Here is a 16,742-nt window from a genome sequence, read left to right on the forward strand (position 1 = left end):
CCGACGACGATGACGACGCAGACGCTGTCCCTGGTGCCCTGGCTGGTGGCCACCCCGCTGATCGGCGCGGCGCTGCTGCTGCTCCTCGGCCGGTGGACCGACCGCTGGGGCCACTGGCTGGGCGTGCTCGCCTCGGCGACGACGTTCGTGCTGGGCCTGGTGGTGGTGCTGGCCATGCTGGGGGTCGACCCCGAGCAGCGGGTCGCCACCCACACGGTGGGCACGTGGATCGAGGCCGGCCCGCTCTCGGTGCCGCTCGGGTTCCAGGTGGACCCCCTGTCGATGACCTTCGTGATGCTGGTGACGTTCGTCGGGACGCTCATCCACGTCTACTCCGTGGCGTACATGAGCGGCGATCGCGACCGGCGCCGGTTCTTCGCCTACCTCAACCTGTTCGTCGCGGCGATGCTGCTGCTGGTGCTCGCCAACTCCTACCTGCTGCTGTTCGTCGGCTGGGAGGGCGTGGGTCTGGCCTCGTTCCTGCTCATCGGGTTCTGGGACCACCACCTGCCCAACGCGGTCGCCGGCAAGAAGGCGTTCGTCATGAACCGCGTCGGTGACATGGGGCTGCTCGCCGCGATGATGCTCATGCTGGCCAACGTGGGCGCCCTCGACTTCGCCACCGTGCTGGGGAACACGGCATCCGACGCCGTCCCGGGTGCCGGGCTGTCCGAGGGCACATGGACGGCGATCGGGCTGCTGCTCCTGCTCGCGGCGTGCGGCAAGTCCGCGCAGCTCCCGCTGCAGGCCTGGCTCGGGGACGCGATGGCCGGCCCCACGCCCGTGTCCGCGCTCATCCACGCCGCCACCATGGTCACCGCGGGCGTCTACCTGCTGGTGCGCTCCGGCCCGATCCTCGAGGCCGCGCCCGACGCGCAGCTCGTCGTCGCGATCGTCGGCGCCCTGACCCTGATCTTCGGGGCGATCGTCGGCTGCGCGAAGGACGACATCAAGAAGGCGCTCGCGGCGTCCACGATGTCGCAGATCGGGTACATGATGCTCGCCGCGGGCCTCGGCCCGGTCGGGTACGCGTTCGCGATCTTCCACCTGGTGACGCACGGCTTCTTCAAGGCGGGGCTGTTCCTCGGTGCCGGGTCGGTCATGCACGCGATGGACGACGACGTGAACATGCGGCGGTTCGGCGGCCTGGCCCGCCTGCTGCCGGTCACGGCGATCACGATGGGCCTCGGCTGGCTCGCGATCCTCGGTGTCCCGCCGTTCTCCGGCTTCTACTCCAAGGACAAGATCATCGAGTCGGCGTTCGTCGGCGAGGGCTGGGAGCCCTGGGTGTTCGGCACCGCGGCCCTGCTGGGCGCGGGCATCACCGCCTACTACATGTCCCGGCTGTTCTTCCTGACGTTCGCGGGCCGGCGGCGCTGGAGCACGGGTCACGACGGTCGCACCGGCGACGACGTCGTCACGCGGCACCCGCACGAGTCGCCGTGGCTGATGACGGTGCCGATGATCCTGCTGGCCGTCGGGTCGGTGGGGCTCGGGTTCGTGCTGAACGCGGGGGACCGGTTCGTGACCTGGCTGGAGCCCGTGACGGGCCACGCCGAGCATCACGAGCCGGTGCTGCCGATCTGGCTGATCATGACGCTCACGCTGCTCCTCGTGGTCGTGGGTGCCGCACTCGCGTTCTGGCAGTTCGCGACGCGCGCGGTGCCCGTCGAGCCGCCGGCGGCCCCCGCGCTGGTGCGCGCTGCCCGGGTGGACCTCCACCAGGACGACGTCAACGAGACGCTGGTGATGCTGCCCGGACAGGTGCTGACCCGGTCGCTGGTGTACGCGGACCGCACGGCGGTGGACGCGGGGTGGCTGGGCCTGGCCAGCGGGGTCGGCCGGTTCGGCCGGGCGCTGCGCGGGATGCAGTCGGGATATCCGAGGCAGTACGCGGCGGTGACGCTGGGCGGCCTCGGTGTGGTGGTGCTGGTGATCTGGCTCGTGGCCCAGGGCGCGAGCTGAGCGGAGGAACATTCGATGTCGACATTCCCCTGGTTGACGGCCCTGGCGGTCTGGCCGCTCGTGGCCGCGCTCGCGACCGCGCTGACCGGCGTGGGTCGCGGACGACCCGCGGCGGGCGTGACGGGCGGCGGGAGGTTCAGCGCCGGCTCCGCCCGCACGGTGGCGCTCGTGGGCGCGGTGGTCGAGGTCGGGCTGCTGGTGGGCGCGTTCCTCGCGTTCGACACCGCGACGGCCGGCACCCACCAGCTCACCGAGACCTACTCCTGGATCCCGGCGCTCGGTGCGAGCTACGCCGTCGGGGTCGACGGGGTGGGGCTGCTGCTCGTGGCCCTGTCCGTCGGACTGGTGCCGCTGGTGATCCTCGCGGCCTGGCACGAGCAGGGCGGTGACGCGGCCCGGCTGCGGCGCTACCTCGCGACCGTGCTGGTGCTGCTGAGCTTCATGGTGCTCGTCTTCGCCGCGCGCGACGTGTTCCTCTTCTACGTCGTGTTCGAGGCGATGCTCATCCCCGCCTACTTCCTCATCGGCGGGTTCGGGCAGGGGGCGCAGCGCCGGTACGCGGCGGTCAAGTTCCTCATGTTCTCCCTCGGCGGCGGGCTCGTCATGCTCGCCGCGGTGGTCGCCCTGTACCTCCAGGTCCCGGTCGACGCCGCCACGGGCACCCGCCCCGCGGACGCGTTCCTCACCGACACGCTGACGGGGCTGCCGCTCGACCCCACGACCGAACGCCTCATGTTCTGCGCGTTCTTCCTCGCGTTCGCGATCAAGGCCCCGATGTTCGGCGTCCACACCTGGCTGCCCGACGTCACCCAGAACGCCACCCCCGGCACGTCCACGCTGCTCATCTGCGTGCTCGACAAGGTCGGCACGTTCGGGATGCTCACCCTGTGCCTGCCGCTGTTCCCGGAGGCGAGCCGCTGGGCGGCGCCGTTCGTCGTCGTCCTGGCGGTGATCTCGATCCTCTACGGCGCGATCCTCGCGATCGGGCAGTCCGACGTGCTGCGCCTCATCGGCTACACGTCGGTGTCCCACTTCGGGTTCATCATCCTGGGCATCTTCACCTTCACGTCGCTCGGCATCTCCGGGTCCAGCTTCATGATGCTCAACCACGGGATCTCCACGGCGGCCCTGTTCCTCATCGCCGGGTTCGCCATCGCGCGGCACCCGCGCCGCAGCCAGGAGATCGCGGACTTCGGCGGCCTGCGCACCGTCGCGCCGCTGCTGGGCGGCACGTTCCTGGTGGCCGGGCTGTCCGCGCTCGCCCTGCCGGGGCTGGCGACGTTCGTGTCCGAGGTCATGGTGTTCCTCGGCGCGTACGGCCGCTGGCCCGTCGCGGCGCTGGTGGCCGTGCCCGCCGTCGTCCTGGCCGCGGTCTACGTCCTGCTCACCTACCAGCGCATGTTCACCGGTGCGGTGGGCGCCGAGATCGCGGGCGTGCCCGACCTCGGGCGCCGCGAGAAGGTCGTCGCCGGGGTGCTGGTGACCGCGCTGGTCGTCCTCGGGCTCGTCCCCGGACCGGCGCTCGACTACGTCCGTGAACCCGCCACCGTCTCCGTCGAGACCGTCGGTGCCACCGATCCGCAGCCCGTGCTCGGGGCGGCCGAGGGGAGCCAGCAGTGAACGAGTTCGTCGCACCGGAGATCGACTGGTCCGTCCTGTCGCCCGTCCTCGTGGTGCTCGCCGCGGGCGTCGTCGGGGTCCTCGTCGAGGCGTTCGTCCCCGCCCGGGCGCGCCGCACCACCCAGCTCGTCCTCACCCTCGCCGCGCTCGCCGGCACGGTGGTGGCGGTCGCGCTGCTCTGGGACCGGGTCAGCACGGACGGGCTGGCGTTCGTCGTGGACGGCACGTTCCTGCTCACGCCGTTCACGCTCGGGATCCAGGTGGTCGTGGCGCTGCTGGCGTTCCTCGGCGTGCTGGTCATCGCGGACCGCACGGGCGCGGGGGAGGACTCGTTCGCGCCGACCGCCGCGGCGGTGCCCGGCACCGCGTACGAGGACGCCGCGCGCCAGGCCGGGCTGCAGCAGACGGAGATCTACCCGCTGCTGCTGTTCGCCACCGGCGGCATGCTGCTGTTCCCCGCGACCGACAACCTCATCGTGCTGTTCATCGCGCTCGAGATGATGTCGCTGCCGCTCTACGTGCTGTGCGCGACGGCCCGACGCCGCCGGCTGCTCAGCCAGGAGGCGGCGTTCAAGTACTTCCTGCTCGGCTCGTTCGCGAGCGCGCTCATGCTGTTCGGCATCGCGCTGGTGTACGGGTTCGCCTCCTCGGTCGGCCTGGAGACGGTCGTGTTCGTGCTCCAGCACCCGGACTCGACGGTCCTCGCGGACATGCCGGGGCTCGTCATCGCGGGCGTGCTGCTCGTCACCGTGGGCCTGCTGTTCAAGATCGGTGCCGCGCCCTTCCACACGTGGACGCCGGACGTCTACCAGGGTGCCCCCACCCCGATCACGGGCTTCATGGCGGCCTGCGTGAAGGCCGCGGCCGCGGGCGCCCTGGTGCGGGTCGTGTTCACGCTCGCCGCCGGGCTCGACGAGCAGCTCCGCGCCGACCTCGTCACCGGGCTGTGGGTCGTGGCGATCCTCACCATGCTGGTCGGCACCGTCGCCGGTGCCGTGCAGACCGACGTCAAGCGGATGCTCGCGTACTCGTCCATCGCGCACGCCGGGTTCCTGCTCGTCGCCACCGTCGGGTTCTCCGTCACCGGGGCGCGCGCCATCCTGTTCTACGTCCTGGCGTACGGCCTGGCCACCGTCGGCGCGTTCGCCGTGGTCACGCTGGTCCGGGAGCGCGACGCGGCCGGCAACGTCCTCGGCGAGGCGACCCACCTGTCGCAGTGGGCCGGGCTGGGCCGCCGGTCCCCGCTCCTCGCCGCGGCGTTCTCCCTGTTCCTGCTGTCGATGGCGGGCATCCCGCTGACGGCCGGCTTCATCGCGAAGTTCTCCGCCTTCTCCGCGGCGGTGGACGCCGGCGCGTGGCCGTTGGCCGTGATCGGCGTGCTCGCCTCGGTCGTCGCCGTGTTCTTCTACGTGCGGCTCATCGTCCTCATGGTCCTCACCCCGCCCGCCGAGGACCAGGCGGACGTCGGCGGAGCCGCCGGGGGAGCGGCGACGTCGTCCACGGGGGAGGCCGGGACGACCACGGGGACCCTCACCGCGACCCGTTCCGCGATCGCGCAGGTCGGCGTGGTCGTGGTGTCGTCCCGCGGCCCGGCGGCGGTCGCGATCGCGCTGTGCGTGGTGGGCGTCGTGGCGCTGGGACTGGTGCCCGGACCGGTCCTGGACTGGATGACGCACGCCGCCGACTTCCGGCCCTGAGAGCAGTGTCCAGCGGGTCCCGTTCGGCCCGAGGGCCTGTCGGCAGATAGGTTCGGACCGTGACAGGTGCTTCCCACGTCCCGGCGCAGGCCGCCGCGACCCTGCCGACCGGCATCCCGATGCAGGACCCGGAGCTGGCCGACCGGATCGCGCAGCGGATGGCGCAGGTCGACGCCGCGCTCGACGCGGCCACGCGTTCGGCCGACCAGCTCGCCGACGACGCGGGCCGCCACCTCGTGGCCGCCGGCGGCAAGCGGTTCCGTCCGCTGCTGACCCTGCTCGCCGGCGAGCTGGGCGACGGCACGGTCCCCGAGCTGGTCGACGCCGCCGTCGTCGTGGAGCTGACGCAGGTGGCCTCGCTGTACCACGACGACGTCATGGACTCCGCGCCGGTGCGGCGCGGGGCGCCGTCGGCGCACACGGTGTGGGGCAACACGGTCGCGATCCTCGTGGGTGACCTGCTGTTCGCCCGGGCGTCCGCGCTCGTGGCCGGCCTGGGCCCGGAGGCGGTGGTGCTCCAGTCGCGCACGTTCGAGCGGATGTGCCTGGGGCAGCTCCACGAGACGATCGGGCCGCGCGACGGCGAGGACCCGGTGGACCACTACCTGCAGGTGCTGAGCGACAAGACGGCGTCGCTGCTGGCGACGTCGGCACGCCTCGGTGCGCTGTTCGGCGGCTGCCCGCCGGAGATCGTGGAGGCCGTGACGGCGTACGGCGAGAAGGTCGGCATGGCGTTCCAGCTCGCCGACGACGTCCTCGACGTGGCCTCCAGCGGCGCGGAGTCCGGCAAGACCCCGGGCACGGACCTGCGCGAGCACGTGCCCACGATGCCGGTGCTGCTGCTGCGGCGGCTCGTGGAGCGGGGCGAGGGGACGGCGGCCGACGCCGACCTGCTGGCGCGACTCGACGGCGACCTGTCCGACGACGCGGCGCTGGCCGCGGTGGTGGCGGACCTGCGCGGGCACGCGGTGCTGGCCGGCACCCGGGAGCTGGCGCACCGCTGGGCCCGCGAGGCCGCGGCCGAGCTGGCCCCGCTGGCGGACGGCCCGGTCAAGCAGGCGTTCGCCGACCTCGCCGAGATGCTGGCCGACCGCACCGTCTGACGGCCGCGCCCTGCTGACGGCCACGGCCTCCTGACGGCCGGTCCGTCAGGCGGCCAGCCGCGCGGCGGTGAGCGCCAGCGCGGTGCCGACGAGCATGAACGGGCCGAAGGCGATGGCCGTGGTCCGGGTGGCGCGGCGCGCGACGACGAGCCCGAGGGCGACGACGCCGCCGACGACGAACGGCAGCACGAGGGCGGCCCACCACACGGTCCAGCCCGCCCACGCGGCGAGCAGGCCGACGAGCGGGGCGAGCTTGACGTCGCCGAGCCCGAGGCCGGGGCGGTGCGCGAGGTGCAGCAGGAGGTAGAGGCCGCCGAGCGCGGCGGCTCCGGCGAGGGCCCGTGCCAGGGCCGCGCCGTCGTCGGCGGCGAGCGCGGCGAGGGCGAGCAGCGCGCCGACGGTGACGGTGGCGGGCAGCGTGAGGGCGTCGGGCAGCCGGTGGGTGCGGACGTCCACGACGAACAGTGCCGTGCCGGCGGCCGCGGCGACGACGAGCGCGGGCGTGGTCCACGACGCCCCGCCGACCCACATCGCCCAGGCGACGACGGGGACGAGCCCCCACGTGACGGCGCGACGGTGGGGGACGACCTCGTCGCGGGCGCGCTGCAGCAGGGGCGGCATGCCGGGATGCTACGCAGGGGCGCGAGGGGTCCGGGGCGGTCGTCCACAGGCTGCCCGGACCCGTCGGCCGCCGGGCGGGGACCCCTGGCGGCGGCGTCGACAGGCCCCCGCAGGGCCGTGACCGCCTCGGTGAACCACATCTGCTCGCCAGGTGAGACGGGCTGTTCAGTTCCCGAGACGTCTGTGGCATCCTGGAACTGTTGAGGCCTTGGCGTGAGGTATACCTCACCTACGCCCGAGGGATGCCTCCTAGAATCGAACCTCACGCAAGCCCCGACCCGGAAGGCGTACCTGGCTGTGACCAGCACCCGATCCCTGCGCGTCGCGATCGTCGGCGCGGGCCCCGCGGGCATCTACGCCGCGGACATCCTGTCGAAGACGGACCTCGACGTCAGCATCGACCTCTTCGAGCGGCTGCCCGCACCGTTCGGCCTGGTCCGCTACGGCGTCGCGCCGGACCACCCGCGCATCAAGGCGATCATCAACGCCCTGCACAAGGTGCTGAGCAAGGGCGACGTGCGCCTGCTCGCCAACGTCAACTACGGCGTCGACCTCAAGCTCGAGGACCTCCGCCAGTACTACGACGCGGTGATCTTCTCCACCGGCGCCATCAAGGACGCCGCCCTGCCGATCCCGGGCATCGACCTCGACGGCTCCTACGGCGCCGCCGACTTCGTGTCCTGGTTCGACGGCCACCCCGACGTCCCGCGCACCTGGCCGCTGGAGGCCAAGGAGGTCGCGGTGCTCGGTGCCGGCAACGTCGCCCTCGACGTCGCGCGCATCCTCGCGAAGCACCCGAAGGACCTCCTGGTCACGGAGATCCCGGCGAACGTGCAGGCCGGTCTCGAGGCCTCGCCCGTCACCGACGTCCACGTGTTCGCGCGCCGCGGCCCGGCCCAGGTGAAGTTCTCCCCGCTGGAGCTGCGCGAGCTCGGCCACGTGCCGGACGTCGACATCGTCGTGTACCCCGAGGACTACGACTTCGACGAGGGCTCGATGGCCGCCATCGAGGCGACCAACCAGACCAAGCAGGTCGTCAAGACCCTCACCGACTGGACGCTCGTCGAGCCGTCGCAGCAGACGGCGTCGCGCCGCATCCACCTGCACTTCCTGCACTCCCCGGTCGAGGTCCTCGGCGAGGACGGCAAGGTCGTCGGGCTGCGCACCGAGCGCACCGCGCTCCAGGGCGACGGCACCGTCAAGGGCACGGGCGAGCACCACGACTGGCCCGTCCAGGCCGTCTACCGCGCCGTCGGCTACTTCGGGTCCCCGCTGCCGGAGATCCCTTTCGACGACCTCAAGGGTGTCATCTCCAACCGCGAGGGCCGGGTGGTCGACCTCGACGGCGAGCACCTGCCGGGCGTCTACACGACCGGCTGGATCAAGCGCGGCCCCGTCGGCCTCATCGGCCACACCAAGTCGGACGCGTCGGAGACGGTGCGCCACCTCGTCGAGGACGTCACCGGAGCCTCGGCCGACTCCGACGAGCCGGGTGACCTGACGGGCGGCCGCACGGCCCCGCACGGCGACCCGCAGCAGATCGTCGACTTCCTGGCCGAGCGTGGCGTCGACGTCGTCACCTGGGACGAGTTCAGCGTCCTGGACGCCCACGAGATCGGCCTGGGCGAGGCGGCGGGCCGCGAGCGGATCAAGGTCGTGCCGCGCGACGAGATGATCGACGTCGCCAAGGGTCGCGGCTGACCGCCGCAGCAGCGCCACGGCCATGACGGGCCGGGACGGGACGCGAGTCCTGTCCCGGCCCGTCGTCGTCCCGGGACCTGTGGACGGCGCCGGTCGGGGCCGCGGACCGCTGCGGTATGGTCCGGGTCGGTCCCGCCGCCGACGGAGAGGTCCTCCCTGTGAACGCATCGAGCAAGCGCACGCTGTACGTCGTGGTGCTGGTGGTGATCGCGCTCTGGTCGGCCGTGCGGCTCACCGTCGACCTGCGGGCGGGCCGGTCGGACGCCGCGACGCTCTGGATCGCGCTGCTGGTGGTGCTGGTGATCGTCGCGGTCACGCTCGCCGTCGTCACGCGACGCGTCGCCGCGTGCGCCGCGAACGCCGCCCGGTTCCGCCCGGGGGCGGTGGTCGTCCCGGGCTTCACGACGGCGGAGATGCCCGACATCGCCCGGCACCAGGGTGCGTCGGGGCGCGGGTGGCTGCCGATGGGCGGCAGCCCGCTCGCCGTCGTGGTGACGCCCACCGAGCTGGAGGTGTGGGGCCGCAAGGACACCGGGCCGCGCTGGGTGGTGCAGCGCACGGCCGGCGGCGTGACCGCCAACGGCGCCGTGTACGGCAACCGGGAGGTCCCGGCCGTGTGGGCCCACGACGGGCTCGCCGCCGTCGTCCTCGTCCCCGCCTACCGGCCGTTGCGCGCGGCGGCCGGCATGGTCGCCGGCGACGTCGACCGTGCGGTGGCCGAGCTCTCGGGCGCCGCACCGCACGGCCACCACGGCGCCCCCGGGTGACCCCGGGGTGAGACGCATGGGGAGAACTGCCCATGTCCGCGGGACGGAACACCCTCTACCGTTTGACCCGGGCATGGATATCCTGTGCGCGCGGACCTCGCCGTCGACGACGCGAACGTCACGGCGCGCCACCACCTCGGGGGAGAAGTGAGCATACTGACGCGCCTTCGCGCGGACCGTCGGACCAGCATCTCGACGGCGGTCGTCCTGGCGTTCTCCGGCGGTGTCGCCGTCGCGGCGATGCTCTACGACGGCGAGGCCACGGCATCCGTCGACCTCGACGACTCCGGCGTGTGGGTGACCAAGGAGTCCTCGGGGCTCGTCGGCCGCTTCAACACCGAGGCCAAGGCGCTCGACGGCACCCTCCTGGCGGGCAGCGCGTCGTTCGACGTGCAGCAGCAGGCCGGGGACGTCCTCGTCGCCGACGGCGGCAACAGCTCGGTGAGCGTCGTCGACGTCGCCCGCCTCAAGTACGCGTCCACCACCCTCCTGCCCGCCGGCGCGGCGGTCGCGTCCGGCGGCGGCCACGTCGCGATCCTCGACCCGGAGGACGGACGGCTGTGGACCACCACGGTCGAGCGCCTGCCCGGGTTCGACGCGACGGAGACCGACCCCACGGTCGAGCTCGACGCCGCCGCGAAGATCGTCGTCTCCCCGGGCGGCACGGCGTTCGCGGTCGTGCCCGAGACCGACACCCTGTGGACGTTCGCGCCCGGCGAGGACCCCGCCTCGACCGAGCTGGACGGCCTCCTCGCCGCGGGCGACGACGTCGTGCTGACGACCGTCGGCGACGACGTGGTCGTCCTGGACCGCACCGGTGCGCGGCTGCGGCTGCCCGGCGGTGACGTCGTCACCGTGCCCGACGCGCAGGGCGCGCGCCTGCAGCAGCCCGGCCGGGACACCGACGCCGTCGCCTACGCCACCGTGTCCGCCCTGGTGATGCAGCCGCTGGACGGCGGGAGCGCCACGACGCGGCGCGCGTCGGGCACCCCGGCGGCCCCGGTGCAGCTCGGCGGCTGCCTCTACGGCGCGTGGTCCGGCACGGGCCAGATCCTGCGCGACTGCGCCGGCACGGACGCCGACCTCGACCGCACGCTGGACGGCATCGACGCCGACACGCGCCTGGAGTACCGCGTCAACCGCAACGCCGTGGTGCTCAACGACCTGTCGGCGGGCACCCTGTGGATGGCGCTCGACGAGTACGAGAAGGTCGACGACTGGGAGGTCCAGCGACCCGAGGAGGGCGACGGCGAGGACGAGAACGCGGACGACGACACGCCCGAGCTGGTCGACAACACGATCGTCGACCGCGAGCGGCAGGACCCGCCCGAGGCCAACGACGACCGGTTCGGCGTGCGCCCCGGGCGCGCGACGGTGCTCGACGTCCTCGCGAACGACCTCGACCCCGACGGGGACGTCATCACGGCGTCGTTCGACGGCGACCAGCCGGACGACATGACGATCCAGGAGGTGCTGGGCGGCAAGGCGCTCCAGGCGGTGGTGCCTCAGGACGCGACCGGCCGTGCGAGCTTCCGGTACACCGTGAGCGACGGCCGCGGCGGCGAGGACACGGCCGAGGTCGCGGTGAAGGTCGTGCCGTGGGAGGAGAACTCGGCGCCCGAGCAGACCGGCGAGCCGGTGCTCAAGGTGCAGCAGGGCGGGTCCGCGGACATCCGCGTCCTGCCGTTCTTCCGTGACCCGGACGGCGACGACGCCTACCTGGCCACCGCCTCCTCGACCGTCAAGGGCGACGAGGTGCGCGCCTACCCGGACGGGCTGGTCGAGTTCCAGGACGACGGGTCGGCCACGGGCCGCAAGAAGGTGGACCTCGTCGTGGTCGACGGCCAGGGCGACGCGGTCGAGGGCACGCTGTGGGTCGACGTCATCGGGGACACCCCGGAGCCGCCGATCGCCGTGGGCGACCACGTGGTCGTGCCCGCCGGCGAGCCGGTGACGGTGGAGCCGCTGAAGAACGACTCCGACCCGAACGGCGACACGCTGCGGCTCGCGTCCGTGAGCGAGGCCGCCCCGGCGGAGATCACGCCGAACTACGACGCCGGCACGTTCACGTTCGTGGCGTCCGAGCCACGGTCGTACGACATCCTCTACCAGGTGTCCGACGGCCCGAGCTCGACCACGGGCGTGGTCCGGGTGGACGTCCTGGACCCGGACGACGCCGCGGGGCCGCCGGTGGTCGTGGCCGACACGGGGCTGCTCCCGGCGGGCGGCTCGACGCTGGTCGACGTCCTCGCGAACGACGTCGACCCGGCGGGCCGCGTGCTCGTCGTGCAGTCCGTCGAGGTGCCCGACGACGCCGGCGTGACGGTGGCGGTGCTCGGCCACCAGATGCTCAAGGTGACGGAGTCCCGGCGCATCTCCGAGCCGGTCGTCATGGAGTACACGGTGACGAACGGCGAGGAGTCCGCGACCGGTCAGGTGCGGATCCTCCCGGTCCCCGCGCCGGAGAAGCTCCAGCCGCCGCACGCCTCGCCCGACGAGGTCACCGTCCACACGGGCGACTACGTCAACATCCCGGTGCTGGCGAACGACACCCACCCGGACGGCCTCGAGCTGATCCTCGACGACGAGCTGGAGCAGGGCGTCGACCCGTCGCTCGGCGAGGTGTTCGTCGCGGAGGACATGCTGCGCTTCCGCGCGGGCGCCGAGGACGGCACCGCCTACGCGATCTACAAGGTGTCGGACGCCAACGGGCAGGAGGACTCCGCCCAGGTGACGATCCACATCCGCGGCGGCGAGGACAACGCGGCGCCCGTGCCGCACGACGTCGAGGCGCGCGTGATCTCCGGCGGCACCGTCCGCGTGCGGGTGCCGCTCGACGGCATCGACCCCGACGGCGACTCGGTGCGCCTGGTCAACCTGGTCCGCCCGCCCACGAAGGGTCTCGCGCAGATCGTCGAGGGTCGCTACGTCGACTTCCGCGCGACGCGCGGCACGTCCGGCCAGGACACCCTGACCTACGCGGTGCAGGACTCCCGCGGCGAGACCGCCGTGGGCACGATCCGCATCGGCATCGCGGCGCCGTCGACGAAGAACCACCCGCCCGTGGTCGAGGACGACTCCGTGACCGTGCGCCCCGAGCGCCGGGTCGCGGTGCCCGCGCTGCGCAACGACTCCGACCCCGACGGCGACCAGATCGGCCTCGTGCCGGGCGCCCTCGAGGCGGAGCCCCCGCTCGACCCCGAGGTGTCGCAGGACCGGATCGTCCTGGAGACCCCGGGCGACGAGGGCACCTACAGCTTCTACTACGCCGTCGAGGACTCCTGGGGCGCGCGGGCCATGGGCACCGTGTCCGTCCAGGTGGCCGAGGACGCGCCCCTGCTGGCACCCGTGGCGCGCGACGACGTCGTGCTGCCCGACGCGGTCACGCCGACGACGACCGAGGTGTCGATCGTCGCGCTGGAGAACGACGAGGACCCGGACGGCTCGGCCGACGAGCTGACCGTCACCGTCGACTCCCCGCAGGCGGTCGTGGACGCCGACGGCGTCGTCACGGTCACCCTGACCGACGAGCGCCAGCTCCTCACCTACACCGTGACCGACCAGGACGGCCTGAGCGCGAAGGCGTTCCTCCAGGTGCCGCCGCTCCACCGGGCGGAGGCGCAGGCCGCCGACGAGCCGGAGGACCTCGGCCCGGCGCCGCGCCTCAAGGACGGGTTCGTCGCCCTCGAGGTCCTGTCCGGGGAGACCCTGAAGATCGACCTCACCGACGCCGTCGTGGTCGCCGAGGGCGGCACCGTCGCGATCTCCGACGCGGGCAGCGTCAGCGCCGTGGCCGGCAAGGCCGACATCGTCGACGCCCAGCACCTGACGTTCGTGTCCGACCCCGACTACGTGGGTCCGGCCGCCGTGAGCGTGCAGGTGACCGACGGGCTGGAGGACGCCGACGGCGAGTCGCGCACCGCGCTCGTCCAGGTGCCGATCAACGTCCTGCCGCCGGAGAACCTGCCGCCGGAGCCGGGCTCACCGTCCGGTCAGGTGGCCGCGGGCGAGGAGAGCAGCGTCGACCTGTCGCGCTACGCGACCGACCCGAACCCCGAGGACGTGCTGTCGTTCGCGCTCGGGTCCGTGCCCGAGGGGCTGTCGGCCTCCGTCACGGGCGACGTCGTCTCGGTCCAGGCGGCCCCGGAGATCAGCAAGGGCTCCTCCTTCTCCATCCCGTTCACCGTGTCCGACGGCGTGAACCCGCCGGTGGACGGCACGATCGCGGTCGAAGTGGCCGCCTCGACGCGGCCGCTGCCGCGCGCCAACCCCGACACCGTCGAGGGCGCCCACCAGGGCGTCGCCGTGACGGTGCCGGTCCTGGAGAACGACGTCGACCCGTTCGCGCCGGAGGGCCTGGAGATCGTCGGCACCAACGTCGAGACCGGCGTCGGCGAGGCGACCTTCGACGGTGCCGACACGGTCGTCGTCAGCCCCGGCGCGAGCTTCGTCGGCACGATGGTCGTGGTGTACCGGATCCAGGACGTCACCAAGGACCCGGACCGCCAGGTCGAGGGCCGCATCACCCTCACCGTCCTCGGCGTGCCGGAGGCCCCGGCCGCGCCGCTGGTCGAGGAGGTGCGCTCCGAGACGGTCGTGCTGTCGTGGACCCCGCCGGTCAACAACGGTGCGGAGATCACCGGGTACACGGTGACCTCCAGCCAGGGCGACACGTTCCAGTGCGCGACGACCACGTGCACGCTGGACGGCCTGACGAACAACGTCACCTACACGTTCACCGTGGTCGCGACCAACGAGGTCGGCGACTCGAAGGCGTCGCCGGCGTCGGCCGAGGCGCGCCCCGACGAGAAGCCGGACCCGCCGGCCGCCCCGACGCTCGTCTTCGGCGACAAGTCGCTCGAGGTGACGTGGGAGAACGCGACCTACACCGACCGGTCGCCGATCCAGGCCGTCAACCTCGAGATCTCCCCGGCCCTGCCGTCGGGCGAGACGCAGAAGGTGGGTCTCACGGGCAACCGGATCGTGTGGGAGGGCCTGCAGAACGGCACCGCCTACAAGATCCGCGTGCAGGCCGAGAACCTGGCGCCGGACCCCTCGGAGTGGGGTGCCTGGTCCGCCTCCGAGATCCCGGCGGGCGTGCCCGACGCCCCGGCGGCCCCGACCGCCACGCGCGTCGACACGCCGCTGGGCGGGCAGGTCAACGTGTCGTGGACCGCGCCGTACAACAACGGTGACGCGATCAAGGCGTACTCGGTCGACGTCTACGCCGGCGGCAGCAAGGTGCAGACGGTCGAGACGTCGTCGACCAGCTACGCCTTCACCGGGCTGGACACCAAGTCGACCTACACGTTCGACGTCAAGGCGAACAACAAGGCGGGCTGGGGCGCCACGAGCGCGCGCTCCGCAGGGGTCACGCCGTACGGTCGCCCGTTGACGCCGTCGGCGCCCAGCGCGTCGATCGACGCCGGTGACGTCGTGGTGACCTGGGCCGCCGCGGACGGGAACGGCTCGCCGATCACGGGGTACACCGTGACCGCGTCGAACGGTTCGCGGACCACCACGACGGGGGGCCGCAGCGTGAAGTTCACCAGCCTGCCGGACGGCCAGAACGTCACCTTCACGGTGACCGCCACGAACGCGGGCGGCACGTCGGACGCGAGCCCCGCGTCCAACGCGGTCAAGCCGTTCTCCGCACCGAGCGCGCCGAGCGTGAGCTGGACGAAGACCTCGGCCACGGACGGTCGCTTCACCGTGAGCGGTCCGGGGAGCTGGAACGGCCAGTCCGGGACGGTCCACTGGAGCATGTCCGGGTCGGAGTCGAAGTCCGGCACGGGCACCGGCAACGTCGGCGTCAGCGGCGGGTACGGCAAGTCGTACACGCTGCAGGCGCGGGCCTGCAACGACGCCGGCTGCTCCGCCTGGCGCTCGGCCTCCGGCAGCACCGACGCCCCGCCGGACCCGAGGATCTGGACCTCGGACTCGGGCATCGTCTTCAAGGTGAGCGGCTGCGACACGAACAACTGCACCCGGGTGCGCGTCCACTCCAACGCCGACGTCCCGTCCGGGACGTACAGCTTCCGCTGCTGGAACGACCGGAACGGGCCCAGCAACTTCTCGACCCAGACCGCCTACCTCGCTTCCGGCGGGTACGCGGACCTGTACTGCGTCGTCGGCATCATGAACGGCGCCAACGTCTGGGCGACGGTCGACGGCAAGAGCTGGACCTTCGAGAAGCGGGCCTGGCCGCGATGACCTCGGCCCCCGGCACCGCCCCGCGCACACCCCTGAGAACCACGACCTGGAGAACCCACCGATGAGCACGATGACCCCCGAGCAGGCCGCCTGGTTCGCCCAGACGTTCGACCGCATCGTCGGCAACGTCGCCCAGGCGCTCCTCGGCAAGGACGACCAGATCCGGCTCGCGCTGACGTGCATGCTGGCCGAGGGTCACCTCCTGCTGGAGGACGCCCCGGGCACGGGCAAGACGTCGCTCGCCCGGGCGATGGCGGCGAGCGTGCAGGGCACGAACCACCGCATCCAGTTCACGCCGGACCTCCTGCCGTCCGACGTCACGGGCGTGACGATCTACGACCAGAAGTCGGGCCGCTTCGACTTCCACAAGGGCCCGATCTTCGCGAGCATCGTGCTGGCGGACGAGATCAACCGCGCCTCGCCGAAGACGCAGTCGGCGCTCCTGGAGGTCATGGAGGAGGGCCAGGTCACGGTCGACGGCGTCACCCACTCGGTGGGCGAGCCGTTCATGGTGATCGCGACGCAGAACCCCATCGAGCAGGCGGGCACCTACAAGCTGCCCGAGGCGCAGCTCGACCGCTTCCTCATGAAGACGTCGATCGGCTACCCGGACCTGGTCTCGACGGTGGAGATCCTCGCGGGTTCCGCGGTGCGCGACCGCAGCTCGGCCCTCCAGCCGGTGATCACCGGCCAGGCCGTCGTCGAGATGGCGTCCCTGGCGGCCTCCACGCACGTGGACCCGGCGATCCTCGAGTACGTGTCCCGCCTCGCGGAGGAGTCGCGGCAGGCCGCCGACGTCCACGTCGGCGTGTCCGTCCGCGGTGCGCTCGCCCTGGTGCGCTGCGTCAAGGTGTGGGCCGCCGCCCACGGCCGCAACTACGTGCTGCCCGACGACGTGAAGGACCTGCTCCTGCCGACGTGGGCGCACCGTCTCGTGCTGGACCCCGAGGCGGAGTTCGCCGGTGCCACGGCGGAGACGGTCGTGGCGCGCCTGCTGTCGGACGTGGCCGCGCCGCAGGAGCGCCGCACCGCCTGAGGCCGGACCGCCGACCGCA

General features: G+C 72.8%; 9 protein-coding genes. 8 read left to right on the top strand and 1 reads right to left on the bottom strand.

The features are described from left to right. The first annotated feature begins 9 nt into the window (after positions 1–9). The 4 genes from nuoL (at position 10) to ATJ88_RS03890 (ending at position 6,385) form a co-directional block, all read left to right on the top strand. Entirely contained in the window at positions 10–1,965 is a 1,956-nt protein-coding gene (nuoL, locus tag ATJ88_RS03875) for an NADH-quinone oxidoreductase subunit L (protein ID WP_098462694.1), read from the top strand. A gap of 15 nt (positions 1,966–1,980) precedes the next feature. Then, entirely contained in the window at positions 1,981–3,585 is a 1,605-nt protein-coding gene (locus ATJ88_RS03880; RefSeq protein WP_098462695.1) for an NADH-quinone oxidoreductase subunit M, read from the top strand. After that, the gene (nuoN, locus tag ATJ88_RS03885; RefSeq protein ID WP_098462696.1) at positions 3,582–5,282 is read left to right on the top strand and encodes an NADH-quinone oxidoreductase subunit NuoN; all 1,701 of its coding nucleotides are present in this window, start codon (positions 3,582–3,584) and stop codon (positions 5,280–5,282) included. The genes ATJ88_RS03880 and nuoN overlap by 4 nt, the downstream gene beginning before the upstream one ends. 119 nt (positions 5,283–5,401) lie before the next feature. After that, positions 5,402–6,385: a polyprenyl synthetase family protein gene (locus ATJ88_RS03890; RefSeq protein WP_098465103.1), complete on the top strand. Its 984-nt coding sequence runs from the start codon at positions 5,402–5,404 to the stop codon at positions 6,383–6,385. Between the two features lie 45 nt (positions 6,386–6,430). On the opposite strand, the gene ATJ88_RS03895 is transcribed toward ATJ88_RS03890, so the two are convergent. Continuing rightward, entirely contained in the window at positions 6,431–7,006 is a 576-nt protein-coding gene (locus tag ATJ88_RS03895) for a prepilin peptidase (RefSeq protein WP_098462697.1), read from the bottom strand. A 297-nt stretch (positions 7,007–7,303) separates the two neighbouring features. Between ATJ88_RS03895 and ATJ88_RS03900 the strand changes: the two genes are divergently transcribed. The 4 genes from ATJ88_RS03900 (at position 7,304) to ATJ88_RS03915 (ending at position 16,723) form a co-directional block, all read left to right on the top strand. Next, the gene (locus ATJ88_RS03900) at positions 7,304–8,707 is read left to right on the top strand and encodes an FAD-dependent oxidoreductase (protein ID WP_098462698.1); all 1,404 of its coding nucleotides are present in this window, start codon (positions 7,304–7,306) and stop codon (positions 8,705–8,707) included. Positions 8,708–8,865: 158 nt separating this feature from the next. After that, a complete protein-coding gene (locus ATJ88_RS03905) occupies positions 8,866–9,474 on the top strand; it encodes a hypothetical protein (RefSeq protein ID WP_141538608.1) in 609 nt (202 codons plus the stop codon). 84 nt (positions 9,475–9,558) lie between these two features. Continuing rightward, the gene (locus ATJ88_RS03910; protein ID WP_245852110.1) at positions 9,559–15,687 is read left to right on the top strand and encodes an Ig-like domain-containing protein; all 6,129 of its coding nucleotides are present in this window, start codon (positions 9,559–9,561) and stop codon (positions 15,685–15,687) included. A 61-nt stretch (positions 15,688–15,748) separates the two neighbouring features. Then, positions 15,749–16,723, top strand: a complete 975-nt coding sequence (locus ATJ88_RS03915; protein WP_098462700.1) for an AAA family ATPase — start codon at positions 15,749–15,751, stop codon at positions 16,721–16,723. The last annotated feature ends 19 nt before the right edge of the window (positions 16,724–16,742 follow it).

This window comes from Isoptericola jiangsuensis, from assembly GCF_002563715.1.
GTDB classification, from domain to species: domain Bacteria; phylum Actinomycetota; class Actinomycetes; order Actinomycetales; family Cellulomonadaceae; genus Isoptericola; species Isoptericola jiangsuensis.